This window comes from Uliginosibacterium sp. H1 (assembly GCF_036017065.1).
Taxonomy (GTDB): domain Bacteria; phylum Pseudomonadota; class Gammaproteobacteria; order Burkholderiales; family Rhodocyclaceae; genus Uliginosibacterium.
Map to the genome: position 1 here is coordinate 526,405 of NZ_JAYXHR010000002.1, position 22,447 is coordinate 548,851.

A 22,447-nucleotide genomic window follows, 5' to 3' on the forward strand; every position below is an offset into this window, starting at 1 on the left:
GCTGCTACCTAGATGCCCATCCACGCGCCGAGTGCGCGCGCGATTAGGCCGTCGAAGCGGGTGCGGCCGCCGGTCAGTGCCACCAGGCAGATGCATTCGCTGTCTGCCGTGACCACCGGGCGGTGATGGACGTCCCCGTCCGTCTCGTCCAGATCACCGGCACGCCACACATCACGGCCGTCATCGAAGGCGCCGTACAGCACCTGCGTCAACTCGCGGCCGCCGTGGGTATGTGCAGCCAGCTGCATGCCGGCCGCCATGCGCAACAGGAAGGCGTTGGCCTGCGGGTCACCCGGCACCGTGATGCGGCTCCAGCGCATGCCCGGGCCGAGGCGCTTCCACGGCGTGATGTCGCAACCCTCCAGGCTGCGCGGCCAGTGCATGCCGGCTGGCAGGTCCGGGCGCGGCCGTGCAGAGGCCGCCGGTGCCGTGGGGAGGGCTGGCAGCGGATCGAGACGTTCCAGCGTACGGCTGAAGGCGCCGACCTCCATCTCCACCGGCTCGATGTCCGCCAGCATCTCGCCGCCCACTGCCTCCAGCAACTCCAGCCTCTGGCAGCAGTCGGTGCAGCCTTCCAGGTGCGCAGCGATGACAATGGCACTGGCGCGGTCCAGCGAGCCGACCGCGAGCGACAGCAGGAGATCGTCGTCGGGATGATGCATGCTCATGATTTCAGGTGCTCCAGCCGCTGGCGCAACTGGCCGACGGCAAGACGGATGCGCGATTTCACGGTGCCCAGCGGAATGCCCAGGGCTTCGGCAATGGCGACGTGCGGCTGTTCCTCGTAAAAGGAAAGCTGCAACACACGCGCCTGCTCCGGCGGCAGGCTGTCGATGGCGGCGCGCACGCCCTGCCCGATCTGCGCGCTGGCCGCGTGGTCGCAAGGCAGCGCGCCGGTGTCGACGATGTCCTGCACCTCGTCGGCGTCATCCCCCGGCAGGGTGGCGGACGGCACCGCGTCCCGCTCGTGGCGCAGCTGGTCGATGCGCAGGTTGCGCGCGATCGTGAAGATCCAGGTCGAAGCTGCGGCGCGGCTGCGGTCGAACGAGGCAGCCTTGCGCCAGACGTTCACCATCGCTTCCTGCGCCAGGTCCTCGGCCTGCCCGGGCGCGACGCCACCGCGGATCAGGTAGGCCTTGATGCGCGGCGCGAAATGGCGGAACAGCGCAGCGAACGCGGCGTGGTCGCGCGAGGCGCTCACCGCGTACAGCAGGTCGGCCAGGGCGTCCGGCGTGGGCACGGCTTCCCGGCGGTCGGTGGGCGTCAGCATCGTCAGATGGCTCGGCCGCGGCCGGCCGGAGGCGGACGCGGGCAGTTCGCGAGGCGGGATTCCTGGCTGCGGATGGTTCATGGCGATTGTACGTAAAGCCCGCCCGCGCGGATCACCGTGCATGCCAGTGATCCAAGCGCCGGCCTTGCGCGTAGAAGGGCCACAAGGCATGCGGACGACCGCGCGCGAGACACACACCACGGGGAAGGCCCAGCTTGAATGCGCCGATGACACTGTTGCGGGAGGGAGGGAGAGCCGACGCGGTCCAGGACATTGCGGTCATTGGCAGTGGCATCTCCGGCCTGTCCGCGGCCTGGCTGCTGTCCCGCCGTCATCGGGTGACGCTGTTCGAAGCCGCCTGGCGCGCCGGCGGTCACAGCAATACCGTGGTGGTACGTGATCCCCGCCAGGCGGAAGTGCCGGTGGATACAGGCTTCATCGTCTACAACGAGGCGACCTACCCGAACCTGCACGCGCTGTTCAGCCACCTCGGCGTGCAGACGCGCGCGACCGACATGAGCTTCGCGGTCAGCCTCGGCGACGGCGCGCTGGAGTATGCGGGTACCGACCTCAACGGCCTGTTCGCCCAGCGTCGCAACCTGTTCAGCCCCCGCTTCTGGTCAATGCTGGTGGAATTGGTCCGCTTCTATCGGCAGGCACCGGGCGAAGCTACACAGTGCGGGCACCTGTCGCTGGACGAATACCTGGACCAGCGCGGTTATGGCGCCGCCTTCCGCCATGATCACCTGTACCCGATGGCGGCGGCCATCTGGTCGGCGCCGGCCACGGACATCGGACGCTATCCGGTGGCCGCCTTCGTCCGCTTCTGCGAGAACCACAACCTGCTGAAGCTGAGCGGGCGCCCGCCCTGGCGCACCGTCGTCGGTGGCAGCCGCGAATACGTGCAGCGCATGAGCTCGGCATTGGGCGATGGCGTGCGCCTGTGCGAGCGTGTGTTGTCGGTGCAGCGCGATCCGCGGGGCGTCAGCGTCGCCACCGCCGCCGGTACGCAGCGCTTCGACCACGCCGTGGTCGCCACGCATGCCGACGAAGCCTTGCGCCTGCTCGACCAGCCCACGACAGAAGAGCGCGCGTTGCTGGGTGCCTTCGCCTACAGCGACAACCGGGCGGTGCTGCATTCCGATCCTGCCCTCATGCCGCGGCGTCGCCAGGTGTGGTCGAGCTGGAACTACCTCTCCAGCCGGCGCGACGCCGGCCAGGACGACGACCTGTGTGTCACCTACTGGATGAACCTCCTGCAGGGCCTGCCTCAGCAGCAGCCCTTCTTCGTCACCCTGAACCCGGTGCGCGAGCCCGCGGCGGAACGCGTCTGGCACAGGGAGCACTACACACATCCACTATTTGACACCACCGCGCTGGACGCGCAGCAGCAGCTATGGTCGTTGCAGGGACGCCAGCGCACCTGGTTCTGTGGCGCTTACTTCGGCGCCGGCTTCCACGAAGATGGCCTGCAGGCGGGTCTGGCCGTTGCCGAAGCCCTGGGCGGCGTGCGCCGTCCGTGGTCCGTCGCCAACGAATCCGGTCGCATCCCCTTGCCGGTTGCGGCCATGGCACAACCATGACACAGGCCTCTGCCCTCTACGCCGGCTCGCTGATGCATCTGCGCCTGCGGCCAAGGCGCCACCTGTTGCGCTATCGCATGTACTCCGTGCTGTTGGACCTTGACGCACTACCGGCCACGGCGGCACCGCTGCGTCTGTTCTCGCTCAACCGCTTCAACCTGTTCAGTTTTCACGAGCGGGACCACGGAGCGGGCGACAACACAGGCCTGAGCGACTGGGTGCGCGGCCGTCTGCGCGAAGCCGGTCTGCCGCATGACGGGCGCATTCTGCTGTTCGCCATGCCGCGCGTGATGGGTTACGTCTTTAATCCCCTCAGCGTGTACTTCTGCCACGACACGGAAGGCGCGCTGCGGGCAATCCTGTACGAGGTGAACAACACGTTTGGCGAACGGCACGGGTACCTGCTGGAAGTCGCCCAGGGCCAGCGCGGCGGCCAGGCCGTGCGCCAGCACAGCGCCAAGCGCTTCCATGTCTCACCCTTCCTCCAGCTGGACATGGAGTACCGCTTCCGCGTGCTGCCGCCCACGCCAACGCGCCCACTGATGAAGCTGCTGGTGGACGTCCACGATGCCGACGGCCGCACGCTGGTGGCGGAGTACGGGGCCACACGCCGCACGCTCGACGACGCCAACCTGCTGCGTCTCTTCTTCAGCCATCCGCTGCTCACCTTCAAGGTGATCGCCGGCATCCACTGGGAAGCACTGCGTCTGTGGCTGAAGGGCGTGAAAGTCATCAATCGGCCGGCGGAAGCGCCGGTCGCCATCACCGTGCTACGGGCGGAACCCGAGGGGAACTGATCACATGGATTCTGGAACACGCGCCCTGCCGCACGACGGCCTCACGTTCGATGCGGAGTCCGCATCGCGCGCCCCCCGTGTACCGCGCAGTCTGCTGGGCCGCTCGCTCACGCGTCTGGCAAGGGAGTTGCTAGACCACGTGCAGGCCGGCCGCATCGAACTGCGCCTGCCCGACGGCCAACGCCTGCACGGCGAAGGCGCGACGCACGGCCCGGAGGCGGCGATCCACCTGCATCGCTGGCGCCCGCTGTGGCGCATGCTGCTGCGCGGCGACATCGGCCTTGCCGAGTCCTATCGCGATGGCGACTGGAGCACGCCGGATCTCACCGCGCTGCTGGAAGCAGGCATCCGCAACGACGCCACCTGGGACAACCGGCTTGCTGCTGCGTGGCCGCTGCGCCTGCTGCTGCGGCTGATGCACCTGCGTCGCGACAACACCCGGCGCGGCAGCCGGCGCAACATCGCCTTCCACTACGATCTGGGCAACGACTTCTACCGGCAATGGCTGGACGCCGATCTCATTTATTCCAGCGGCATCTACCGTCGCACGGACGACACGCTGGAGCAGGCGCAGGCAGAGAAGCTGCGCCGCATCGTCGAGCTGCTCCGCCTGCCGGCCGGCGACGCGCCGGTCGACGTGCTGGAGATCGGCTGCGGCTGGGGCGCGCTGGCCTGCAGTCTGGCGCAGACCAGTGGTGCTCGCGTCACCGGGCTGACCTTGTCCTCCGAACAGCTCGTACATGCGCAACAGCGCGTTGAGCGCGAGGGCCTGGCAGGGCGCGTCGACCTTCGCCTGCAGGATTACCGCGCGGTGGATGGCCAGTACGACCGCATCGTGTCGATCGAGATGATCGAGGCAGTTGGCGAACGCCACTGGCCGACCTACTTCCGCACGATGTACGAGCGCCTGAAACCGGGCGGCATCGCCGTCATCCAGGCCATCACCATCGACGACGAGCGCTTCGAGCACTATCGCCAGAACGTGGACTTCATCCAGCGCTTCATCTTTCCCGGCGGCATGCTGCCGTCACCTGGAGCGCTACATCGCGAGACAACGTGCGCTGGCCTGGAACTGGAGGCCAGCGAGACCTTCGGGGCCAGCTATGCGGCGACCCTGGTCGAATGGCGTCGCCGTTTCCGCACTGCGTGGCCGCAGATCGCCGCCCTTGGTTTCGATGCTGCGTTCGCACGCCTGTGGGAGTACTACCTGTGCTACTGCGAAGCGGGCTTCCGCAGCCGGCGCGTCGACGTCGGCCTGTATGTGATGCGGCGTCCGGCATGAACCGGCCCTGTGCGGGCGCTCAACCCCGCACGCGCACCGCGCGGCCGATGTAGAGGATGGGCCCGGTCGGGCGGCCGATCGGCGAACCGTTTTCCGGCTCCAGGGTGAGTTCGAACAACTGGTTGTGCTGCAGCGGCGGCAGGCGGTCGATGGGGACGCGCATCGGCTCCCCGGGCTGCACCAGGCCGAGCGACACCGGTCCGCTCCAGTCGTCGGCCTTGGTCCAGAACTGCAGCGAGCGCGCCGCGGGCACCGGCGTCATGCCCAGCGGGATGAGGCTCAGTTCGCGCGGGCTGCTGGCCTGTATCACCCAGCCGGGCGCCTTGTCCTGCGGGGCGACCAGCACCACCATGTACTGCGGCCCGGCCGGCGCGCCTAAACGGAAGCCGAGCGCCACCGCCAGCAGCAAGGCAACGGCCACTGCGCCGGTGGCGAGGCCGCGCCATAGCGCGAGGCTGTTCCACCAGCGCTGCCAGCCATCCGCCCTCGCCGCGGGCTTCGCGGCGGGGCCGGCGGCGCGGGCGCCAGCGATGTGCAGGCTGCGCGCAATGCGCGGCCACAGGTCCGCCGACGGTTCGTCCGCCGGGGCCAGTGCGGTGAGCGGCAGCAGGCGCGCTTCCCATGCGTCGACGGCCGCGCGCAGCGGCACGTCATGCGCCAGGCGCGCCTCGACCTGTGCGCGGGCCTCGGCCGACAGCGTGCCCAGTACGTACTCGCCGGCGAGCAGCTCGTCCGGGCTGCCGTCGTGGTGCATGTCATCGCGGGGCGGGTTCTGTGGCGTCATCCCATGCACTCCCGCAAGGCGCGCAGGCTGCGCTGTATCCAGGCCTTGACGGTGCCCAGCGGGGTGCGGGTCCGTTCGGCAATCTCGCCATGGCTGCAGCCTTCCACGTAGGCCAGGAGCACGCAGTCGCGCCGCGCAGGCTCCAGCGCCGACAGGCAGTCGCCCAGCCTGCCCAGCATGGCGCGATGCACGAACGGGTCGTCCGTCATGGCGTCACCTGCAGGCAGGCCGCCCTCGCCATCGGACGGCACCTCGTCATCGTCGAGGCTCACTTCGCGCGAGGCGCTGCGCATGCGGTTGAGTGCCGCATGCCGCACCACCGTGAACATCCAGCCACGGCCGGCGCCACGCGCCGGGTCGAAGCTCGCGGCGCGCTGCCAGATGCTGACGAAGGCATCGTGCAGCACGTCCTCGGCGACCTGCCGCTGGCGCACGATGCGCAAGGCGACGCCGAACAGGTAGCGATGCTCGCGCTCGTACAGTCGCTGCAAGGCCTGCTGGTCACCGCGGGCACAGGCCTGCAACGCGGCGTCGTGATCGAAGGCGTCGGCGTGGAAATCAGACAAGGACGGGGCGTGCGGCGCGGGGTGGTGGAGCACGCATCCTACCCCGCGCGGTGAGCGCCCGTACCAGGCCCGGGATCAGGAAGCCTTCCAGAAGATGTAGTCGGCCTGGTACTTCACGACCTGCTTCTGCCCCTTGTTGGCGGCGGTGCAGGCCATCGCCGGCGCGACGCCACCCTGCAGGGCCACGCGCTGGATGTAGGTCACGCCTTCGAGGGCGCCCTTGCCCATCGCCGGGTTGGCCTTCACCAGCTGGTACGGCAGCGCGCTGGGGCTGGACGGTGCCACGGCCAGCTGCGTGCCGGTGAGCTTCGATCCGTCCATGGCCTCCCAGGTGGCGGGCGGGCCGTAGTACTTGCCGACCTGCTTGCCGTGGCGGTCCATCAGCCTGGCGTCCGGCCCGACGAACACCCATTCGGTCTGGCCGGGGGCGTTGGCCTTGTCGCGACACTCGTAGGTGATGTCGCCGGCGCCCACGGTTTCCCAGGCCACGCGGTTACCCGCCGGCACCTGGATCGTGGCCGGCAGGCCGGACTGGGAAAACGCCGGCATGGCGTGCGGGCCGGACATGCTGCTGCAGGCGCCCAGCAGGGCGATGGCCGGTACGGCCAGAAGGAGCGGGAGGACGTTGGTGTTGCGGATGGCGGTGGTCGACATGGTTTTTCTCCTGTATGGAAGAGTCGGTCGCGAAGGGAACAACCGCGATGGCTGCGCAGCGAAGAGGGCTGCTACGTGCTCTACCCGCCACGGCGCCGACTGGATGCAGGCTGGCAGAAATTTTTCTGCGTCGACGCGCCGGTGCGCTGCGCACGTCGTGGGGAGCGCGACCAAGGCCGATCGAGGCTATAGTCGCTCGCGCTCCGCCATGCCGCGATCATCCTGTCCGGGAACACGTCCATGCGCCTCATCTCTTTCGCCCTTCCGCCACGCCTCGTCACGGTGCTCTCGTCCGCACTCCTCCTTGCCCTGCAGCCGCTGCCGGTGTCTGCCGCGCCGCGCGTCTCCTGCACGCTGGAAGAGAAAGGCAGCGAGAAGCGCATGTCGGTCGCTACAGGCATTGACGCATTGCAGGGCGAATGGACCGGGATGGGCGTGTTCAGGGTGCGCACCCTGCTGGCGGCCCCTCCAGGGCGTGAGCCCTGGTTGCTGGTCGAGGTGTATGCCGAGGCCGCGGATGGCGACTACCGCATCCTCTCCTCGCAGAAGGTGGGCGCGCCCTTTGCCACGGGCAACATGGAGGTCGTGGAGCCAGGCCTGGGCCGCAGCTTCCACTACGCCTGCGGAGCAGCAAAGTGATGGCCCGCACCCACTGGCGGACGCGGCGATGCGTGCTCGGCGCAGTGCTCCTGCTCACCGCCATCGCGACCGCGCAGGCAGCAGAATCCGAAGGCGCAGGCAGGCTCGTCATCGTCGGTGACGTCATGCTCGCGGAGTCCGAGGGCACCGGCCGCTTCATCGCCAGCGGGGGCGACCCGTTTGCCGGCGTGCGCAAGATGCTGGCCGACGCGGACCTGCGGGTCGCCAACTTCGAATCCTCCGCCGGCACGACGGGCAAGGCGGACCCGGACAAGCCGTACTCTTTCAGGACCCGTCAGGCCGCGCTGCCCGCCTATGCGGCCCTGTTCGAAGCGACCAGCCTGGCCAACAACCACGCCGGTGACTTCGGCCGGCAGGAGTTGCTGGAAACGCGCGCGGCGCTTGAGAAGGCGGGCAGCCGGACGTTCGGCGCCGGCGCCACGCCGGGTGAGGCGCACAAGGCCGCCATCATCGAGCGCAAGGGCGTGAAGATCGCCCTGCTCGGCTACCTGGATTTCTTTCCACGCTGGTTCAGCGTGGCGCCCGGCCTGCCCGGCGTCGCCTGGCTGGACGAGCAGCAGGCCGCGCTGGACATCGCAGCAGCCAGGGCGGACGGCGCGGACATCGTGATCGTCATACCGCACTGGGGCGTGGAGTTCGAGCCACGGGCCAGCGACCGCCAGCGCAGGCTGGCGCGGGCGCTGCTCGACGCGGGTGCCCACGCGGTGATCGGCGGGCATCCGCATGTCGTGCAGGACTTCGAGGTCTACAAGGGCAAACCCATCATCTACTCGGTGGGCAACTTCGTCTTCGATGGCTTCGATGATGAAGACTCGTTGACCGGTTGGGCTGTCTTCGCCGACTTCGATAGACAGGGCATCGCGGCGATCAGCACACGCGCAGTGAGAATCGACAGCCATGGCTCGCCAGTGCCGCACCCGAACCGCGATGGGCCGTGCTGGAAGCGTGGCACGCCGGAGATGGTCCCGTGCGCGCGTGCCCGCGGTGGCTAAGCAGACAAGGCGAAGAAAATAAAAAGGGCGACCACGCGGTCGCCCTTTGCTTTCGTCGCGACAGACTCAGCGCAGCTTGCCCAGGCGCAGGAACTGCGTCTCGCCGCTGGCCTTGTCGACACCGTCGTTGTCGGTGACGGCGAAGGCGTTGCCGGCGGCGTCCAGGGTGAAGCCTTCCAGCTTGTCCAGCACGTAGCCCTTGGGCGCGGCCAGCGCGGGTTCGAGGTCGCGTACCAGCTGCTTCTTCACCACCGGCACGTTGCCGATGCCGGGAATGACCGGCACCTGCCCGCGGACGGAGAAGCTGTACAGGCGCTTGAAGGTGCCGGCGCCGAACTGGTTGTCGCGCTCGATGACGATGAAGTTGTCGTCACCCGCGTAGGTCAGCTCGGACAGGCCCATCCAGGCGTCCTTGCCGCGGGCGGCGTCCAGCGGGTAGTGCAGCACGCCCCAGCTCTTCAGCGCCGGGCGATACACGAGGATCTTGGCATGGCCCTTGGGGTCGTCCTTCCACTCGCGCTGCACGGCCAGCCACACGGCCTCGTCGTCACCGCTGCCGGTCACCGCGACGCCTTCGAAACCGAAGCGCACGGCATGGCGGGCGATGTTGTCCGGCAGGGCGATCTCGTCCTGCACGGCACCGTCGGCGTTGGTGCGGATCAGCAGGTTGACCGTCGGCTCCTTCAGTTCCGGGTTGCCTTCGGAGGCCAGCCAGAAGCCGCCGTCGGCGCGACGGGCAATCCCTTCCAGGTCATAGCCGAAGGGCTTGCCGGCCTTGGTGACGGCGATGCTGCGATTGATGCGGGCCGGCGTCGCGCTGGCGTCGATGGCGTAGATGCGCGACTGGCTGTAGGCGCTGTCGCTGATGCCGAAGAGCTGGTTGGGTGCGGCGCCGGCAGTCAGGCCGGACAGCGCGCTCCAGGTGACCGGCAGGCCCTGCGCGTCACGCACGGACTCGATGGTCGGATAGCTCGGCAGGCCTTCGTCGCGGCGGTAGATGGTCACCATCGAACGTACCAGGCCGGGGCCGAGGTCGGATTCGCTGGCGGTCACGAACAGGCCGCGCGAGGGGATGGCCAGCAGGCCTTCCGGCGCGATGGGGCCGGGCAGCGCCTGCAGGAACAACGGCGCCTTGCCGGCGCCCTGGTCGCGGAACACGAAGACCAGCGAGGCGCGCTCGGCGCCGACGAAGATCAGCGTCTCGTCGCCGAAGCGGGCGACTTCCACACCCTCCGGCTCCACGCCCTTGGCGGCGGAACGCGCTTCCGGGTAGTGGCCCAGCTGCATGGCGATGTGGTCGAGCAGGCTGCCGGAGTCGTACTCCACGCTGCCGTCCACGTTGAAGATGCTGAAGCTGCGCGAGCCGCCTTGGTAGTCACCTTCGTTGGCGCTGACGAAACGCTTGTCGTCCAGCCAGGCGACCGCGTCCGGCTCGCGCTTCACCGCGTCGAGGTTGTCGGTGGGCGAAATGACGCCGTCGCGCTTGCTGTCGACGTTCTTCAGGTCCACGGTGCCGGCGCTGAAGTGGCGCGTCACCTTGCCGCTGCGGGTGTCGACCAGCGCGAAGTGGTTGTTCTCCTGCAGGGACACCACGGCCAGGCCCTTGCTGTTGATCTTCACGAACTCCGGCTCGGCGTCGTCGGCAGCGATGCCGGCGAGGCCCGCCAGCGTGACGTCCTTGCGGGTCTTGCAGTCCGGCGCGCCGTCCTTCACGCGGAAGGTCGTCAGCCAGCCGCTGGGCTGCTGCGGAATGGCGCCCTTGTTCAGCTTCTCGTCGCGCTCGTTCTCGATCACCACGGCCAGCGTGCCCTTGGTGTGATCCAGCGTCACCGAGTCCGGCTGGCCGCCGAGTTCGCACTTGGCAACCACCTTGCGGCTCTGCAGGTCCACCACGGCCACATGGCCGGAGGGCTTCACGAAGCTCTCCGACGTGACGACCGCCACCAGCGCATGCGTACGCGTCAGCGCCACCGAGGTGCTTTCACCCTCCAGCGCGACGAAGCCGGCGGCCTGCGGGCGCACCGGGTTCAGGATGTCGATGAAGCCGATGCCTTTCTGCTCCGCGTCCGTGTAGACCAGCAGGCGGCCATCCTCGCTGGCGGCGATGATCTCGGCCACGGTGGCCTTGGACGGGTCGCGGTCGGCCGGCAGGTTCTGCAGGACCGGAAAGGTCGCGATGCGCTGGAAGTTGGGTGCAGCCGTTGCGGCACCGGCCAGGGCAGCGAGCACGGCACCGAGCAGGATCTTCTTTTTGTTCATGACGGGTAGCGATATGACAGTTGACGGTGACAGGTAACAGAACCGTCACAGTCTCGCTGCCGTCGATGACAGGGGTGTTACATCGCGGGTCGCCCGCCGGACCCGGCAAGCCCGGTCAGATCAGGCACATGCCGAGCAAGAGCGTCGAGGAATCGGCGGATTCGTCCAGCATCCGTTGCGAGATCGACCCGCCACCCGGGTGCTCATCCATCTCGCACACCTCCGCCAGGAAACCCACGCGCTCCTGCAAGGCGTCGCCATACAGCGGACGCTGGCCGTGCTGCATCGAAAAGCTGTCGTAGAGGTACATCTGGAACCTCGCTGGAACAGGGGCGTTCCGGGGTACGCCCCCAAAGTCATCCATCCGGCTACCGCAGCAGCCCCGCATTTCTTCGAGGTGTTTGTTCCAGCCTACGCGCTGTGGCGCCAGACTCAAGAAGCAATGGGTCGTGTATTTCCCCAATTGCCGCCAATTTGCGTGCTGCGGCGCAACGCGAGATTGGCGGAATTAAACCGGATTAAATACGCCCATAAAGAAAGCCCATCTTTCGATGGGCTATTGATAACCGGGGAGGAGGGTCCGGTTATTTTGCTACCGTGCTACGCTCAGACGCCCGAGAAGCTCAGGAAGCTGCCGGAAACCGAGCCGGACGAGTTGCTGATCCACGCGTCGTTCGCGGCTTCGCGAGCGGAAATGTGGGTGATTTCAGCCAGCAGGGCCTCATGTTCGCGTTCGGCCGGGCTGGCGTAGGCGCGATGGCTGGAATAGCTGTTGATAAAGGCAAGGATCGCGTTCATGGCAGTTCTCTCTCGTGTTCGTCTCGGGGTTTGTTGCATTGCCGCTGGGGCATGGAACGAACTTTATTGAAACGCGATTTGGTTGACCAATCGCAATTTCCGATCAATCCATAAATTTACTTATGGTGCGTCGCACCATCTAAATACGGCGAATAGGCCGATAAATTTCATGGATTGCCGGCGCGCGATTTCTTCAATTGCCCCGGCAGGAAGCCGGTGGCCAGCGCGGTGCCCAGCAACACGACCGCCGTTCCGGCAAAGGTGTGCGGGCCGAGCGGCTCGCCGAGTACCGCGTGCCCCCACAGCACGCCGAATACCGGCACCAGGAAGGTGACCGTCAGGGCGCGCATGGCGCCGGCGCGCTCCACGAGGCGGAAGTACATGACGTAGGCCACGCCGGTACACAGCAGGCCCAGCACCAGTACGCCGAGCAAGGCCCAGATGCCCGGCATCGAACGCGGCGGCGCGACCCCCAGCCAGGGCAGGATGGCGATGGCCGCCCACCACATGCTGCCGTGGGCAAGCTGGAAGGGCGCCACGCCCTTGCCGTACCAGCGGATCAGCTGACTGGACAGGCCATAGCTGAACGTGGCCGCCAGCGCGGCGCCGACCGCCAGACCGCTGCCGGGCGCGCTCAGCACCCCGTCCAGTCCCACCACCAGACCGACTCCCAGCATGCCCAGCGCCAGCCCGCAGCCGACCCGCCAGGGCGGCAGGCGGCGCGCATGCAGGCTGCCGATGAGCGCGCCCCAGATCGGCGCGGTGGCGTTGAGGATGGACAGCATCGAGGCGGTCAGACTCTGCGCCGCGAACGCCAGCAGGAAGAACGGCAGCGCGGTGTTGAGCACGCCGATCGTGAGCAGGAAGCGCGTCGGCCGCAGCGGGTTGCCATGCTGCCGGTACAGCCGCGCCAGCGCAGCCAGCAATGCGGCGGCAAGCAACACACGCAGGGCGATCAGGGCCACGGGGCCCAGGGCGGGCACGGCGACGCGGGTGAACAGGTGTGACGCGCCCCAGATCGCGCCCAGCGCGATCAGCAGGCCGGTGCTCTGGCGATCCATGATGGCGGGATTGTGCCTGCCGCAGTCGCCTTCAGCTATCCGGTGCGTGCGTCTGCCGTGCGGCCGGCGCATGCACCGACCACTCGATGAGGTGGTGCTGACGTGGCGTCAGCGGCCACAGGGCGTACTGTGCCGTGCCCGCCATCAGGCGGTAGGTGTGGTGGTCGACGAGGGGCAGTTCACCGCCGCGCCAGAAGCGTGCGAGCAGGGACTCCAGCGGCAGGTCCTGGCTGAGACGCGCGGTGAGCTGCTGGTCGGGCTTGCGGGCGGTGGACACCACGTCGTGCCAGCTGGCCCAGTGATGATCGGCAAGCTGGTCGCGCAGGTTGCCACGCAGCTCATCGGCATTCGTGTCGTCCGTGCGCTGGCCGATGACGTTGGCAAACAGCAGGGCGGCGTCCGGGTAGCGCCAGGCGAGGGCTTTCAAGCCGCCGGGCGCGAAGCAGTCGAGGTCGTCGAAACGCCAGCGCACCCCGCGGAAGCGGCGCGGCAACAGGCTGCGCGCCAGGCGGTCGGGTTCCAGTGCCACCACTTCCTCGAAGCGCGTGAGCAGGGCCGCCGACAGGCAGTAGCCGGCACTCGGGCCGATCACCACCAGGCGTTGTAGTGGCGGGTGCCAGGACTCCTGCCAGGCGCCCAGGCTGTCGATGAAATCCCGCCACAGCCGGCCCCGGTAGCGCAGCGCACGCAGGTGGTAGCGCAGGCCGCCGCTGTCGTGCATCCACCAGCTGGGCAGCCGCGGGCTCACGCTGACGGCTGCCGCCGCGCGGCGATCCAGCGGAACAGCCAGCTACGGGCCGGCTCGATGCCGGTGCGCACGAAGCCGAGCGGGCTGGGGTCGAGCAGGAAGCGGCGTTGCAGGGCTTCGACCCCCGATGCGCCCGCCATCAGGATCTGGTCGCCGGCGTGCAGCTGCATGCCGGTCTCCGGCAGCACGAATTCCTCATTGCCGCGCAACACCATCAGCGGCACGGCGCGCAGCTTCTCCGGTGGCGACAGCGGGTTCACGAGCAGGTCGGCCAGGCTCAGGGGCGGCTGCGTGTCGGGGCCGAGCACGTCGCGCAGGCCCGGCTGGCTGACGTCGCAATCGAAGGTCCACACGCTGGGCACGCGTTCGTCCAGCTTGGTCAGCAGGCTGACGATGAGTTGTTCCGCACAGTCCTTGCCGCGTTCGCGCACACGCATCAGGAAGCGGTTGAGCAGCGGCGTCACCAGCAACTGCAGGCACTCATGCACCATCACGTCGGCCTTCACGAACTGCATGTCGGCACGGGCGGCCTCAATCAGCGCGCGGTCGGCCACGTGGTTCTGGCGGATCGCGACGAACAGGCTGGGCTTCAGGCGCCGCGCCCGCGACACGATGGCGAGATTGATCGCGTCGCGGTTGGTGCAGGCGACGATGCCGACGGCATTCTCGATGCCGGCCTCGACCAGTGCCCGCTCGGAGTTGTCGTCCTTGTGCAGATGGCTGTCCTGGGCTGCATGCCGGTCGGAATCCACCGCCGTCCAGGTTGCGCCGGCACGTTCCAGCGCATGGCCCACCGAGTGGCCGAAGCGACCATAGCCGAGCACCACCCAGTGGCCCTCCGGCACGTTCAGCGCATGCGGGCAGGCGCCCCCCGGCACGCCGGTCAGCCATTCCTCGGCCCACAGCACGGCGGGCGAAGCGAGCGCCAGGGCAAGGTTGGTGGCGAAGGTCTCGAAGGGATCGATGACCGTGATATGGGGGAAGGGGTCGAGGTTGGTACAGGCTTCCTCGCTGTGCACGCGTGCCAGCGTGTAGCGGCCGGGCTGCAGCACCGACACGCCGATGGCGATGGCCTGCGCCACCTCGTCGTCGCCGACCTGGATCACCACGGCCTTGCAGTGCGGGCCGCGCACGCCGGCGTCCTGCAGCACGTCGGGCCAGCGGGCGTCGCCGACCAGCACCAGCGGTGGCTGCTGGAAGCCTTCGATCTCGATGTGGCGGGCGCGGTCCGGGCGGGTCTCCACCACCACCGTGCGGAAGCCGAGATCGTCCAGTGCATGCGCAAGTGCGGCATTGCTCTGGCCGTAGCCCAGCAGCAGGAAGTAGGCCTCCTCCAGCCGTTCCACGCGGTTGCGGAAGCGGCTGCGCGCGAAGGCGGCGCGGAAGGCTTGGTCCTGCGCGAGTGCGATGACGCTGCCCAGCGTGAACGCCCAGCAGGTCACCGACAGGTAGATGCTGAAGGTGACCCAGGCGCGTTGCGCATCGGTGAAGGCGAAGGGAATCTCGCCGAAGCCGATGGTGGTGGCGGTGTAGCTGACGACGTAGAAGGCGTGGAAGAAGCCGAGGTGGTACGGATTGCCGGCGGGGTCCGCGCCCGGAATCGCCACCAGGCCGACGACGGAGAAGGCGTACGCCAGGATCAGCGCGATGAGCGGCGTGCGCAGGCGCCGCAGTGCGAGGAAGAGGACGTCACCCACGGGGCGTGCTCGCGCAGTGGCCTGTCAACGCGTGTGGCGCAGGGTTTCGCCGATGAGCAGGATGACCGACACGACGTTGGCGAGGAGTGCGCCGGCCGCCAGCGACACGATGACCGACATGCTGCTGGCATCGAGGTCGGGCTGCTGGGCGATGTAGACATGCCACATCCACACCAGCGATGCGCCGATGAGCTGCAGCATGGCGACCAGGCTGGTGGCCAGGTGGGTGGCGCCGATGTGGGTGCGGTCGCCGAACTTCAGCACGGTGGCGATCAGGTTCACGACGACCGCCATGAACAGCTCGGAAGGATGGTGAAGCTCGGGCCGGCTGATGTCGCCGATGACGAAGCCGAAGTTCAGGGTGCAGGACAGGATGATGAAGAAGCCGAAAACAACCTTTTCGAGGTTCATGCCTTGTCTCCGCCAAGTTCTTCCACGCGCGCCTGCAGCGCCAGCAGCTGCTCGCGCAGCATCGTCACCTCGGCACGCAGGGCGGCGATCTCGTCGGCCTCGCGCGGGTCGTGCGGGGTGGCGCTGGCCATCACCGGCTCACCGCACAGGAGGTGCGCCCAGCGATGCTCGCGGCTGCCGGCGGCCTTGGGCAGCATGACCACCAGGGCGCCGGTCGCGCGCTGCGCCAGCTCTTCGAGGAAGGCCTCCACCGAGGACTGGTCGGCGAACTTGTACAGGCGCTCGCTGTTGTTGCGCAGCTCGGCGGCGGTCTGCGGGCCGCGCAGCATCAGGGTGGCGAGCAGCGCCACCGAGGGCGTCGGCAGGTTGAGCACGCGGCCGATGTTGTGGGAATAGCGGCTGACCCGGCTGCCGGAACTCTCCACCACCCAGTCGCTGCTGCGCAGGTTGTCCAGCGCGGTCAGCACGTAGGACTCGCTCAGCTCCATGACCGGTTCGCGGCTGGTCTTCTGGTTGCAGCCGGCCAGCAGCGCGTTGACGGACAGCGGGTAGGTGTCGGGCACGGTGTGCTGCTTCTCGACCAGCACGCCGAGTACGCGGGCTTCGGCGGCGGCAAGGGGAAGGCGGGAGTCGCTCATGAGGGCAGATGGGAATGTGGGTGGGAGTGCGGTAGCCCTGCGGCGAGGCGGGCTGCTCATCGCAGCTTAGCTCAGTCCGCCGGCAACCAGACCTCGATCTGCCCGGGAGGGGCAGGCAGCTTCAGCAGCCGCGGCGCGGCGGCCATCGGCATGGTGTTGAACGGTGCGGTGGCGGACAGCAGCCTCAGGGTTTCATTGGCGGCGGCCTCGTCGGCCGGGCTGAAGTAGCGCACCTGCAACTGGGCCGGCGCCTTGCCGCCGATGTTCTCGGCCGCTGGCACGATCCAGCCGCGGGCCGAGTAGAGGCTGCGCAGCTCCGACACCATCTGGCGCTGGGCCTCGCTGGCGTACTGGATGTAGATGCGCTTGGGCAGGGCCTGCGCCAGCGCCTGCTGGGCGGCCGACGGCGGCGGTGCAGTGGGGGGCGTGGTGTCGGGGCCGGCCAGCGCGACCTGTGCGATATCCGGACGGCGGTCCAGCTCCGCGACGCTGCGTACATCCAGCCCGCCCTTCGCGGCGCAACTGCCGGTCTCCTGGGCCAGGCCCTGGCCCAGGGTCTCGTTGATGGCGCCGGTGGCGATCATGTGGAACAGCACGCGACAGGCGAGGCCGCGCTCCGGCGAATCCGGAATGGCCAGCAGCGGCAGGAAGGGCGATACGTTCTGCACGTCGGCCAGCGCCTGCAGGCGCGCACGCTCGGCATCGCGCGCGGCCTTGTTGAAGTGGTCATCCAGCGTGGTGAAAGCCCAGGTGCCCACGCTGACCAGCAGGGCCGCCACGGTGCCAATGCCGACGTTGGTGTTGAGCAGCGCCAGCAGCTTGTCGAATCGGCTCCTCGGCGGCGTTGGTGCCGCCAGGCTCGCGCGGACCTCCTGGCGCAACAGCTCTTCCTTGCGCAGGCGGGCAAGCAGTTCAGCGTCGGCCGGATCGGGCAGGCTCATCGTGCGGGTCCTTGCGGGCAGTTGCGGGATGGGCCTTGATGGTCGTCAAGGCGGCGCTGGAATGGCCGCCCATACTGCCAGCATGGGCGCAAGCCTGCCACCGGAGCCGGCAATGGAGCTGCAGCAGCTTTTCGTCGAAGACCACCGCCATTGCGAAGCGCTGCTGGACGCCCTGCGTGACCACGTGCGCCGCGGACACATCGTGGACGCCTGGCGTGGATGCGTGAGCCTGCGGCTGACGCTGGAGAACCACCTGGAGGCCGAGGAGGAAGAGCTGTTCCCCTGCTTCGAACGGGTAACCGGCATCACGCATGGCACCACCGACCTGATGCTGGCCGAGCACGGCCGGATGCGCGAACTGATGAACCAGATGGCCGGGGCGCTCGGCGCCGGTGACTGCGAGGCAGCCATGGACCGGATCGCCTCGCTGGAAGCCCTGCTGGCCCAGCATTCCCGCAAGGAGGAGTACCTGGTCTACACCGTCTGTGCCTCGCCGGAAGCGGATCTCGGAGCGCTGGAGCGGGCGCTGCGCCATCACTGGCATCGCACGCCCACGCAGGGGCCGGATAGTCCCAGACAATAAAAACGAGATTTATTATCAATTGGAACGATCGCGGCGCGCTCCGTAAGCTGGTGATACGCAATCCACAGCAAGGAGCCGCACCATGGCCCACACCAAGACCTTCACCTTCGCCGCCGTCCACTTCAGCGTGGCTTTCTCGGTGGCCTACCTGCTTACAGGCAGTCTCGCGGTGAGTAGCGCCCTCGCACTGGTGGAACCCCTGTGCAACACGGTGGCCTATTATTTCCACGAGCGCATCTGGGAGCGCTGGCGCAACCGGGCCGGCGCGGAGGCGCGTAACATTGCCCCTGCATAGTCATCCACCTTGATGGGAGAGCAGCATGAAGATTGACATCGGCATCAGCGAACAGGATCGCAACGAGATCGCGCAGGGACTGTCGCGCCTGCTGGCGGACACCTACACCCTGTACCTGAAGACGCACAACTACCACTGGAACGTCACCGGGCCGATGTTCAACACGCTGCACCTCATGTTCGAGACGCAGTACACCGAACTGGCACTGGCAGTGGACCTGGTGGCCGAGCGCATCCGCGCACTGGGCCATGTGGCACCAGGCACCTACGGCGCCTACGCGAAGCTCAGTTCGATCAAGGAAAACGAAGGCATCCCCAAGGCCACCGACATGATCCGCGAGCTGGTGGAAGGCCAGGAAGCCGTGGTGCGCACCGCGCGCTCCATCTTCCCCGCTGCCGAACGCGCCAGTGACGAGGCCACGGCCGACCTGCTGACCCAGCGCATCCAGTTGCATGAGAAGACGGCGTGGATGCTGCGCAGCCTGCTGGAAGACTGAGCAAGCAACAGCCAGCATCAGGCGGCAGCAACAAACGAAAGGCGCACCCGCGGGTGCGCCTTTTCTGTTTTCGTCGGTAGCGAAGACCCGCTCAGTGCGTGGGCATCAACTGCGGTAGCAGCTTGCGCGCCCACACCCATGCCAGGAACCCGCCGACCACCAGCGACGACAGGAAGGGCCAGGCGCCCCACGCCTTCAGGTAGCCGGACAACATGAGCAATACCACGGTGGCGATCTGCGTGAGCCCGCTGTGTTCGCCGGCCGCCTGCCAGGCCTGGGCCAGCAGCGCGGGTGCCTGCGGGTTGAACAGCGCATTGAGCACGCTGCCCAGCGCCAGCAGGCCGAACACCGACAGCAGGTGCGGCACCACGCCAAGATCCCAGTCCAGCCAGCCGCGCAGCAGGGCGATGCCGTACAGCGTGACAGCGGCACACAACGGCGCCGTGAGCAGGATCAGCCGGCCCATCGACAGCACGCCCTCGCCGTCCAGCATGCCGCCCGCGAGCACCTTGTTGAGCAGGGCCGGTGCGGCCAGCGTGGGCAGGCTCATGAAGAGCATCACCCAGAAACCGACGCGGCGGATGTCACCCAGCGTCGCGTTCCATCCCGGCGTGGTGGCCGGCTTCGGCAAGGGATAGCCGCAATGGGGGCAGGCGGCCGCCAGGCTGCTGATCTGGCCGCTGCATTCAGGACAGGGAACGAGCGCCAAGGCCGGCGCTCAGATCGACATCTCGCCGGAGATGTAACCCGACAGCGCCTTGATGGTCTCGGCCTGCTGGTCGATGACGGTCTTCACCGCGTCGCCGATGGTCACGATGCCCATCAGCACGCCCTTCTCCACCACCGGCAGGTGACGGAAGCGGTTGTCCGTCATGATCTGCATGACGTCGTCGACGGTATGGCTGGGCGACACGGTGAGCAGGTTCTGCGTCATCAGTTCGCCGACCTTGGTGTCCTTCGAGGTGCGGCCCTTCAGCACCACCTTCCGCGCGTAGTCGCGCTCGGTGAAGATGCCGACCAGGCGTTCGCCCTCGGTGACCAGTACGGCGCTGATGTCTTTCTCGGCCATCAGGCCCAGCGCTTCGAGAATGCTCTGCTCGGGGCTGACGGTGATGATCTTCTGGATGTTCTTCTTCTGCAGGATCTGGCGGACAGTGGTGGTCATGCGTGCCTCCTGTGGTGGGCGCGGTGTTGGCCTGGCGGTCATGCGTCGCACATAGCTTGGCGCAGCGCGCCGCACGGCGCAATAGCCGGAAGCCCGGCGTCCCGCGCAGGGTTCAGCGACGGCCGAGCACCAGCAGATTGCGCTCCGCGGTCAGACCGGGCACCTGCAGATGGTGCGTGCGCAGCACCTCGACGCCGGCCGGCAGCGCGGCCACCTCGGCAAGCGGATCGACGCCCTTCATGGCAAGCCAGTGGCCGCCGGGCGCCAGCAGGTGGTCGGTCAGCGACACGAAGTCCGCGAGGCTGGAAAACGCGCGCGAAACGATGGCCGGAAACGACCGCTCGACCTGGAGCTGCTCGACGCGGGTGTTGTGCACGCTGACGCGGTCCAGCTTCAGTTCGATCTTCGCCTGCTGCAGGAAGCTGGCCTTCTTGCCGACCGTCTCCACCAGCGCGACCTCCAGCTCCGGCCGGCAGATCGCCAGCGGAATCCCCGGCAGGCCGCCGCCAGCGCCGATGTCGGCGATGCGGTCCATGGTCACATACGGCAACACGGTGAGCGAATCCAGCAGGTGCAGGTCGATGAGCGCCTGCTCGTCGCGGATCGCCGTCAAGTTGTAGACCTTGTTCCACTTCATCAGGAGCCCGCCGTAGGCGAGCAGGCGCTGCTGGGTGGCTGCGTCGATGTCGAGACCGAGTGCCTTGATGCCGTCGGCCAGACGTGCGGCCGCGCTCACGCCGCGCGCTCCGTGGCCTTCTGCGCGAGCTCGCGCTTCTTCAGGTGCACCAGCAGCAGCGAGATGGCCGCCGGCGTCATGCCCTGGATGCGCGAAGCCTGGCCCAGCGTCTCGGGGCGCTGCGTGCTCAGCTTGGTCTGCAGCTCGCGCGACAGGCCGCTGATCACGGTGTAGTCGATGTCGTCCGGCAGGCGGGTGTTCTCTTGCGTGGACAGGCGCGCCACTTCGTCCTGCTGGCGGTCGATGTAGCCCTGGTACTTGGCGGAGATCTCGATCTGCTCGACGACTTGTGGATCGGTCTCGCGGCCTTCCGGCGCGGTCGACAGCGACATGAGCCCGTCATAGCCGATATTGGGGCGGCGCAGCAGGTCGAAGAAGCGGTATTCACGTTCCAGCGGCACGCCGAACAGGGCTTCGGCCTCGCCCGCCTGCAGCTTGTGCGGTACCGCCCAGGTGGCGCGCAGGCGGGCGCTCTCGCGCTCGATGGCCTCGCGCTTGCGGCTGAAGGCCTCCCAGCGCGCGTCGTCCACGATGCCGATGCGACGGCCGTGTTCGGTCAGGCGCAGGTCGGCGTTGTCTTCGCGCAGGCTCAGGCGATATTCGGCGCGTGAGGTGAACATGCGATAGGGCTCGGACACGCCGCGGGTGATGAGGTCGTCCACCAGCACGCCAAGGTAGCTCTCGCTGCGTGCCGGGCACCAGGCGTCCTTGCCCTGCACTTGCAGCGCGGCATTCACGCCGGCCAGCAGGCCCTGTGCGGCGGCCTCTTCGTAACCGGTGGTGCCATTGATCTGGCCGGCGAAGAACAGGCCGCCGATGCTCTTGGTTTCCAGCGAGGCTTTCAGATTGCGCGGATCGAAGTAGTCGTACTCGATGGCGTAGCCGGGACGCAGGATGTGGGCGTTCTCCATGCCGCGGATCGAACGCACGATCTGCAGCTGCACGTCGAAGGGCAGCGAGGTCGAAATGCCGTTCGGGTAGAACTCGTGCGTCGTCAGGCCTTCCGGTTCGAGGAAGACGTTGTGGCTGTCCTTGTCGGCGAAGCGGTGGATCTTGTCCTCGATCGACGGGCAGTAGCGTGGCCCCACGCCTTCGATGACGCCGGTGTACATCGGCGAGCGGTCGAGGTTGGCGCGGATGATCTCGTGCGTCTGCGCATTGGTGTGGGTGATCCAGCACGGCAGCTGGCGCGGATGTTGGCCACGCGAGCCGAGGAAGCTGAACACCGGCGCGGGGTCGTCGCCCGGCTGCTCTTCCATTACAGAGAAATCGATGCTCTTGCCGTCGATACGCGGTGGCGTGCCGGTCTTGAGGCGGCCGACCGGCAGCGACAGTTCGCGCAGGCGATGCGACAGCGTGATGGCCGGCGGATCACCGGCGCGGCCGGCGGAATAGTTCTGCAGGCCGACGTGGATCAGCCCGTTGAGGAAGGTGCCGGCGGTGAGCACCACGGCGGGCGCCTCGAAGCGCAGGCCGATCTGCGTCACCACGCCGGTGACGCGATCACCCTCCACCGTGATGTCATCGACCGCCTGCTGGAACAGCGTGAGGTTCGGCTGGTTCTCCAGGCGATGGCGGATCGCCGCCTTGTACAGCACGCGGTCGGCCTGCGCGCGGGTGGCGCGCACCGCCGGGCCCTTGCTGGCGTTCAGCGTGCGGAACTGGATGCCACCTTCGTCGGTGGCGGCCGCCATCGCGCCGCCCAGCGCGTCCACTTCCTTCACCAGGTGACCCTTGCCGATACCGCCGATGGACGGGTTGCAGCTCATTTGCCCCAGCGTCTCGATGTTATGGCTGAGCAGCAACGTGCGCGCACCCGCGCGGGCACTGGCCAGCGCCGCCTCGGTGCCGGCATGGCCACCGCCGACGACGATCACGTCGAATTTTTCCGGGTACAGCATGGTGTGCTCCTTCGGAGCGGTATTTCGGGAAGGGCGCAATGATACGCGCCTGACTCCATAAATCCTAGTCGAAACAAGTGTTTGCGACACCCTTTCCAATGAGTAAGCCAGATGGCCCAAATGAAAACGG

26 protein-coding genes are annotated in these 22,447 nt (G+C 67.8%); 8 read left to right on the top strand and 18 right to left on the bottom strand.

What is annotated here, in order from left to right; all coding sequences use genetic code 11:
- Positions 1 to 8: 8 nt before the first annotated feature.
- Positions 9 to 668 carry a ChrR family anti-sigma-E factor gene (locus VVD47_RS12010; protein WP_327603703.1) on the bottom strand — a complete coding sequence of 220 codons (660 nt, stop codon included), beginning with the start codon at positions 666 to 668 and terminating at the stop codon, positions 9 to 11.
- Positions 665 to 1,270: a sigma-70 family RNA polymerase sigma factor gene (locus tag VVD47_RS12015; protein WP_327603704.1), complete on the bottom strand. Its 606-nt coding sequence runs from the start codon at positions 1,268 to 1,270 to the stop codon at positions 665 to 667. The genes VVD47_RS12010 and VVD47_RS12015 overlap by 4 nt, the downstream gene beginning before the upstream one ends.
- 227 nt (positions 1,271 to 1,497) lie before the next feature.
- Between VVD47_RS12015 and VVD47_RS12020 the strand changes: the two genes are divergently transcribed.
- From VVD47_RS12020 to VVD47_RS12030, 3 genes are read left to right on the top strand one after another with little or no spacing between them, the layout of a single operon-like run.
- Complete coding sequence (locus VVD47_RS12020; protein ID WP_327603705.1) at positions 1,498 to 2,853, top strand: NAD(P)/FAD-dependent oxidoreductase; 1,356 nt, start codon at positions 1,498 to 1,500, stop codon at positions 2,851 to 2,853.
- Complete coding sequence (locus VVD47_RS12025; protein ID WP_327603706.1) at positions 2,850 to 3,650, top strand: DUF1365 domain-containing protein; 801 nt, start codon at positions 2,850 to 2,852, stop codon at positions 3,648 to 3,650. Before VVD47_RS12020 ends, VVD47_RS12025 begins: the two co-directional genes overlap by 4 nt.
- Before the next feature lie 4 nt (positions 3,651 to 3,654).
- Positions 3,655 to 4,932 carry a cyclopropane-fatty-acyl-phospholipid synthase family protein gene (locus tag VVD47_RS12030; protein WP_327603707.1) on the top strand — a complete coding sequence of 426 codons (1,278 nt, stop codon included), beginning with the start codon at positions 3,655 to 3,657 and terminating at the stop codon, positions 4,930 to 4,932.
- A gap of 19 nt (positions 4,933 to 4,951) precedes the next feature.
- On the opposite strand, the gene VVD47_RS12035 is transcribed toward VVD47_RS12030, so the two are convergent.
- The 3 genes from VVD47_RS12035 to VVD47_RS12045 all read right to left on the bottom strand — a co-directional run bounded on the left by VVD47_RS12035 (position 4,952) and on the right by VVD47_RS12045 (position 6,936).
- On the bottom strand, positions 4,952 to 5,716 hold the full coding sequence (locus VVD47_RS12035; RefSeq protein ID WP_327603708.1) for an anti-sigma factor: 765 nt from the start codon (positions 5,714 to 5,716) through the stop codon (positions 4,952 to 4,954).
- Entirely contained in the window at positions 5,713 to 6,282 is a 570-nt protein-coding gene (locus VVD47_RS12040) for a sigma-70 family RNA polymerase sigma factor (protein WP_327603709.1), read from the bottom strand. Before VVD47_RS12040 ends, VVD47_RS12035 begins: the two co-directional genes overlap by 4 nt.
- A 75-nt stretch (positions 6,283 to 6,357) precedes the next feature.
- A complete protein-coding gene (locus tag VVD47_RS12045; protein ID WP_327603710.1) occupies positions 6,358 to 6,936 on the bottom strand; it encodes a DUF3455 domain-containing protein in 579 nt (192 codons plus the stop codon).
- 240 nt (positions 6,937 to 7,176) lie between these two features.
- On the opposite strand from VVD47_RS12045, the gene VVD47_RS12050 reads away from it, so the two are divergent.
- Positions 7,177 to 7,575 (top strand): hypothetical protein, encoded by a 399-nt coding sequence (locus VVD47_RS12050; protein WP_327603711.1) that lies wholly within the window; start codon positions 7,177 to 7,179, stop codon positions 7,573 to 7,575.
- A complete protein-coding gene (locus VVD47_RS12055; protein WP_327603712.1) occupies positions 7,575 to 8,588 on the top strand; it encodes a CapA family protein in 1,014 nt (337 codons plus the stop codon). Before VVD47_RS12050 ends, VVD47_RS12055 begins: the two co-directional genes overlap by 1 nt.
- A gap of 66 nt (positions 8,589 to 8,654) precedes the next feature.
- Here VVD47_RS12055 and VVD47_RS12060 read toward each other — a convergent pair whose 3' ends face one another.
- The 9 genes from VVD47_RS12060 to VVD47_RS12100 form a co-directional block, all read right to left on the bottom strand.
- Positions 8,655 to 10,847: an esterase-like activity of phytase family protein gene (locus tag VVD47_RS12060; protein WP_327603713.1), complete on the bottom strand. Its 2,193-nt coding sequence runs from the start codon at positions 10,845 to 10,847 to the stop codon at positions 8,655 to 8,657.
- A gap of 115 nt (positions 10,848 to 10,962) precedes the next feature.
- The gene (locus VVD47_RS12065; RefSeq protein ID WP_327603714.1) at positions 10,963 to 11,157 is read right to left on the bottom strand and encodes a hypothetical protein; all 195 of its coding nucleotides are present in this window, start codon (positions 11,155 to 11,157) and stop codon (positions 10,963 to 10,965) included.
- A gap of 296 nt (positions 11,158 to 11,453) precedes the next feature.
- The gene (locus VVD47_RS12070) at positions 11,454 to 11,645 is read right to left on the bottom strand and encodes a hypothetical protein (protein ID WP_327603715.1); all 192 of its coding nucleotides are present in this window, start codon (positions 11,643 to 11,645) and stop codon (positions 11,454 to 11,456) included.
- Between the two features lie 167 nt (positions 11,646 to 11,812).
- Positions 11,813 to 12,706 (bottom strand): DMT family transporter, encoded by an 894-nt coding sequence (locus tag VVD47_RS12075; RefSeq protein ID WP_327603716.1) that lies wholly within the window; start codon positions 12,704 to 12,706, stop codon positions 11,813 to 11,815.
- A gap of 31 nt (positions 12,707 to 12,737) precedes the next feature.
- Entirely contained in the window at positions 12,738 to 13,454 is a 717-nt protein-coding gene (locus tag VVD47_RS12080; RefSeq protein ID WP_327603717.1) for a hypothetical protein, read from the bottom strand.
- On the bottom strand, positions 13,451 to 15,151 hold the full coding sequence (locus VVD47_RS12085; RefSeq protein ID WP_327603718.1) for an NAD-binding protein: 1,701 nt from the start codon (positions 15,149 to 15,151) through the stop codon (positions 13,451 to 13,453). The genes VVD47_RS12080 and VVD47_RS12085 overlap by 4 nt, the downstream gene beginning before the upstream one ends.
- Positions 15,152 to 15,175: 24 nt before the next feature.
- Positions 15,176 to 15,562: a DUF6394 family protein gene (locus VVD47_RS12090; RefSeq protein WP_327603719.1), complete on the bottom strand. Its 387-nt coding sequence runs from the start codon at positions 15,560 to 15,562 to the stop codon at positions 15,176 to 15,178.
- Positions 15,559 to 16,200 (bottom strand): YceH family protein, encoded by a 642-nt coding sequence (locus VVD47_RS12095; RefSeq protein ID WP_327603720.1) that lies wholly within the window; start codon positions 16,198 to 16,200, stop codon positions 15,559 to 15,561. The genes VVD47_RS12090 and VVD47_RS12095 overlap by 4 nt, the downstream gene beginning before the upstream one ends.
- Positions 16,201 to 16,271: 71 nt before the next feature.
- Entirely contained in the window at positions 16,272 to 17,141 is an 870-nt protein-coding gene (locus VVD47_RS12100) for a hypothetical protein (RefSeq protein ID WP_327603721.1), read from the bottom strand.
- A gap of 61 nt (positions 17,142 to 17,202) precedes the next feature.
- On the opposite strand from VVD47_RS12100, the gene VVD47_RS12105 reads away from it, so the two are divergent.
- The 3 genes from VVD47_RS12105 (at position 17,203) to VVD47_RS12115 (ending at position 18,515) form a co-directional block, all read left to right on the top strand.
- Positions 17,203 to 17,724, top strand: a complete 522-nt coding sequence (locus tag VVD47_RS12105; RefSeq protein ID WP_327603722.1) for a hemerythrin domain-containing protein — start codon at positions 17,203 to 17,205, stop codon at positions 17,722 to 17,724.
- A gap of 82 nt (positions 17,725 to 17,806) precedes the next feature.
- Positions 17,807 to 18,019: a DUF2061 domain-containing protein gene (locus VVD47_RS12110; RefSeq protein WP_327603723.1), complete on the top strand. Its 213-nt coding sequence runs from the start codon at positions 17,807 to 17,809 to the stop codon at positions 18,017 to 18,019.
- 25 nt (positions 18,020 to 18,044) lie between these two features.
- Positions 18,045 to 18,515, top strand: a complete 471-nt coding sequence (locus tag VVD47_RS12115; RefSeq protein WP_327603724.1) for a Dps family protein — start codon at positions 18,045 to 18,047, stop codon at positions 18,513 to 18,515.
- 91 nt (positions 18,516 to 18,606) lie between these two features.
- Here VVD47_RS12115 and VVD47_RS12120 read toward each other — a convergent pair whose 3' ends face one another.
- From VVD47_RS12120 to mnmG, 4 genes are all read right to left on the bottom strand, one after another.
- The gene (locus VVD47_RS12120; RefSeq protein ID WP_327603725.1) at positions 18,607 to 19,224 is read right to left on the bottom strand and encodes a hypothetical protein; all 618 of its coding nucleotides are present in this window, start codon (positions 19,222 to 19,224) and stop codon (positions 18,607 to 18,609) included.
- Positions 19,225 to 19,233: 9 nt separating this feature from the next.
- Positions 19,234 to 19,680 (bottom strand): CBS domain-containing protein, encoded by a 447-nt coding sequence (locus VVD47_RS12125; protein ID WP_327603726.1) that lies wholly within the window; start codon positions 19,678 to 19,680, stop codon positions 19,234 to 19,236.
- 112 nt (positions 19,681 to 19,792) lie between these two features.
- Complete coding sequence (gene rsmG, locus VVD47_RS12130; protein ID WP_327603727.1) at positions 19,793 to 20,416, bottom strand: 16S rRNA (guanine(527)-N(7))-methyltransferase RsmG; 624 nt, start codon at positions 20,414 to 20,416, stop codon at positions 19,793 to 19,795.
- The gene (gene mnmG / locus VVD47_RS12135) at positions 20,413 to 22,317 is read right to left on the bottom strand and encodes a tRNA uridine-5-carboxymethylaminomethyl(34) synthesis enzyme MnmG (RefSeq protein WP_327603728.1); all 1,905 of its coding nucleotides are present in this window, start codon (positions 22,315 to 22,317) and stop codon (positions 20,413 to 20,415) included. Before mnmG ends, rsmG begins: the two co-directional genes overlap by 4 nt.
- Positions 22,318 to 22,447 lie beyond the last annotated feature (130 nt).

Coding starts and splice junctions, on each gene's coding strand:
- VVD47_RS12030 (WP_327603707.1), top strand. CDS start 3,655: ATGGATTCTGGAACACGCGCCCTGCCGCACGACGGCCTCACGTTCGAT.
- VVD47_RS12015 (WP_327603704.1), bottom strand. CDS start 1,270: ATGCTGACGCCCACCGACCGCCGGGAAGCCGTGCCCACGCCGGACGCC.
- VVD47_RS12065 (WP_327603714.1), bottom strand. CDS start 11,157: ATGTACCTCTACGACAGCTTTTCGATGCAGCACGGCCAGCGTCCGCTG.
- VVD47_RS12045 (WP_327603710.1), bottom strand. CDS start 6,936: ATGTCGACCACCGCCATCCGCAACACCAACGTCCTCCCGCTCCTTCTG.
- VVD47_RS12010 (WP_327603703.1), bottom strand. CDS start 668: ATGAGCATGCATCATCCCGACGACGATCTCCTGCTGTCGCTCGCGGTC.
- VVD47_RS12115 (WP_327603724.1), top strand. CDS start 18,045: ATGAAGATTGACATCGGCATCAGCGAACAGGATCGCAACGAGATCGCG.
- VVD47_RS12020 (WP_327603705.1), top strand. CDS start 1,498: ATGACACTGTTGCGGGAGGGAGGGAGAGCCGACGCGGTCCAGGACATT.
- VVD47_RS12025 (WP_327603706.1), top strand. CDS start 2,850: ATGACACAGGCCTCTGCCCTCTACGCCGGCTCGCTGATGCATCTGCGC.
- VVD47_RS12075 (WP_327603716.1), bottom strand. CDS start 12,706: ATGGATCGCCAGAGCACCGGCCTGCTGATCGCGCTGGGCGCGATCTGG.
- VVD47_RS12110 (WP_327603723.1), top strand. CDS start 17,807: ATGGCCCACACCAAGACCTTCACCTTCGCCGCCGTCCACTTCAGCGTG.
- VVD47_RS12125 (WP_327603726.1), bottom strand. CDS start 19,680: ATGACCACCACTGTCCGCCAGATCCTGCAGAAGAAGAACATCCAGAAG.
- VVD47_RS12095 (WP_327603720.1), bottom strand. CDS start 16,200: ATGAGCGACTCCCGCCTTCCCCTTGCCGCCGCCGAAGCCCGCGTACTC.
- VVD47_RS12070 (WP_327603715.1), bottom strand. CDS start 11,645: ATGAACGCGATCCTTGCCTTTATCAACAGCTATTCCAGCCATCGCGCC.
- VVD47_RS12050 (WP_327603711.1), top strand. CDS start 7,177: ATGCGCCTCATCTCTTTCGCCCTTCCGCCACGCCTCGTCACGGTGCTC.
- VVD47_RS12035 (WP_327603708.1), bottom strand. CDS start 5,716: ATGACGCCACAGAACCCGCCCCGCGATGACATGCACCACGACGGCAGC.
- VVD47_RS12055 (WP_327603712.1), top strand. CDS start 7,575: ATGGCCCGCACCCACTGGCGGACGCGGCGATGCGTGCTCGGCGCAGTG.
- mnmG (WP_327603728.1), bottom strand. CDS start 22,317: ATGCTGTACCCGGAAAAATTCGACGTGATCGTCGTCGGCGGTGGCCAT.
- VVD47_RS12060 (WP_327603713.1), bottom strand. CDS start 10,847: ATGAACAAAAAGAAGATCCTGCTCGGTGCCGTGCTCGCTGCCCTGGCC.
- VVD47_RS12100 (WP_327603721.1), bottom strand. CDS start 17,141: ATGAGCCTGCCCGATCCGGCCGACGCTGAACTGCTTGCCCGCCTGCGC.
- VVD47_RS12105 (WP_327603722.1), top strand. CDS start 17,203: ATGGCCGCCCATACTGCCAGCATGGGCGCAAGCCTGCCACCGGAGCCG.
- VVD47_RS12090 (WP_327603719.1), bottom strand. CDS start 15,562: ATGAACCTCGAAAAGGTTGTTTTCGGCTTCTTCATCATCCTGTCCTGC.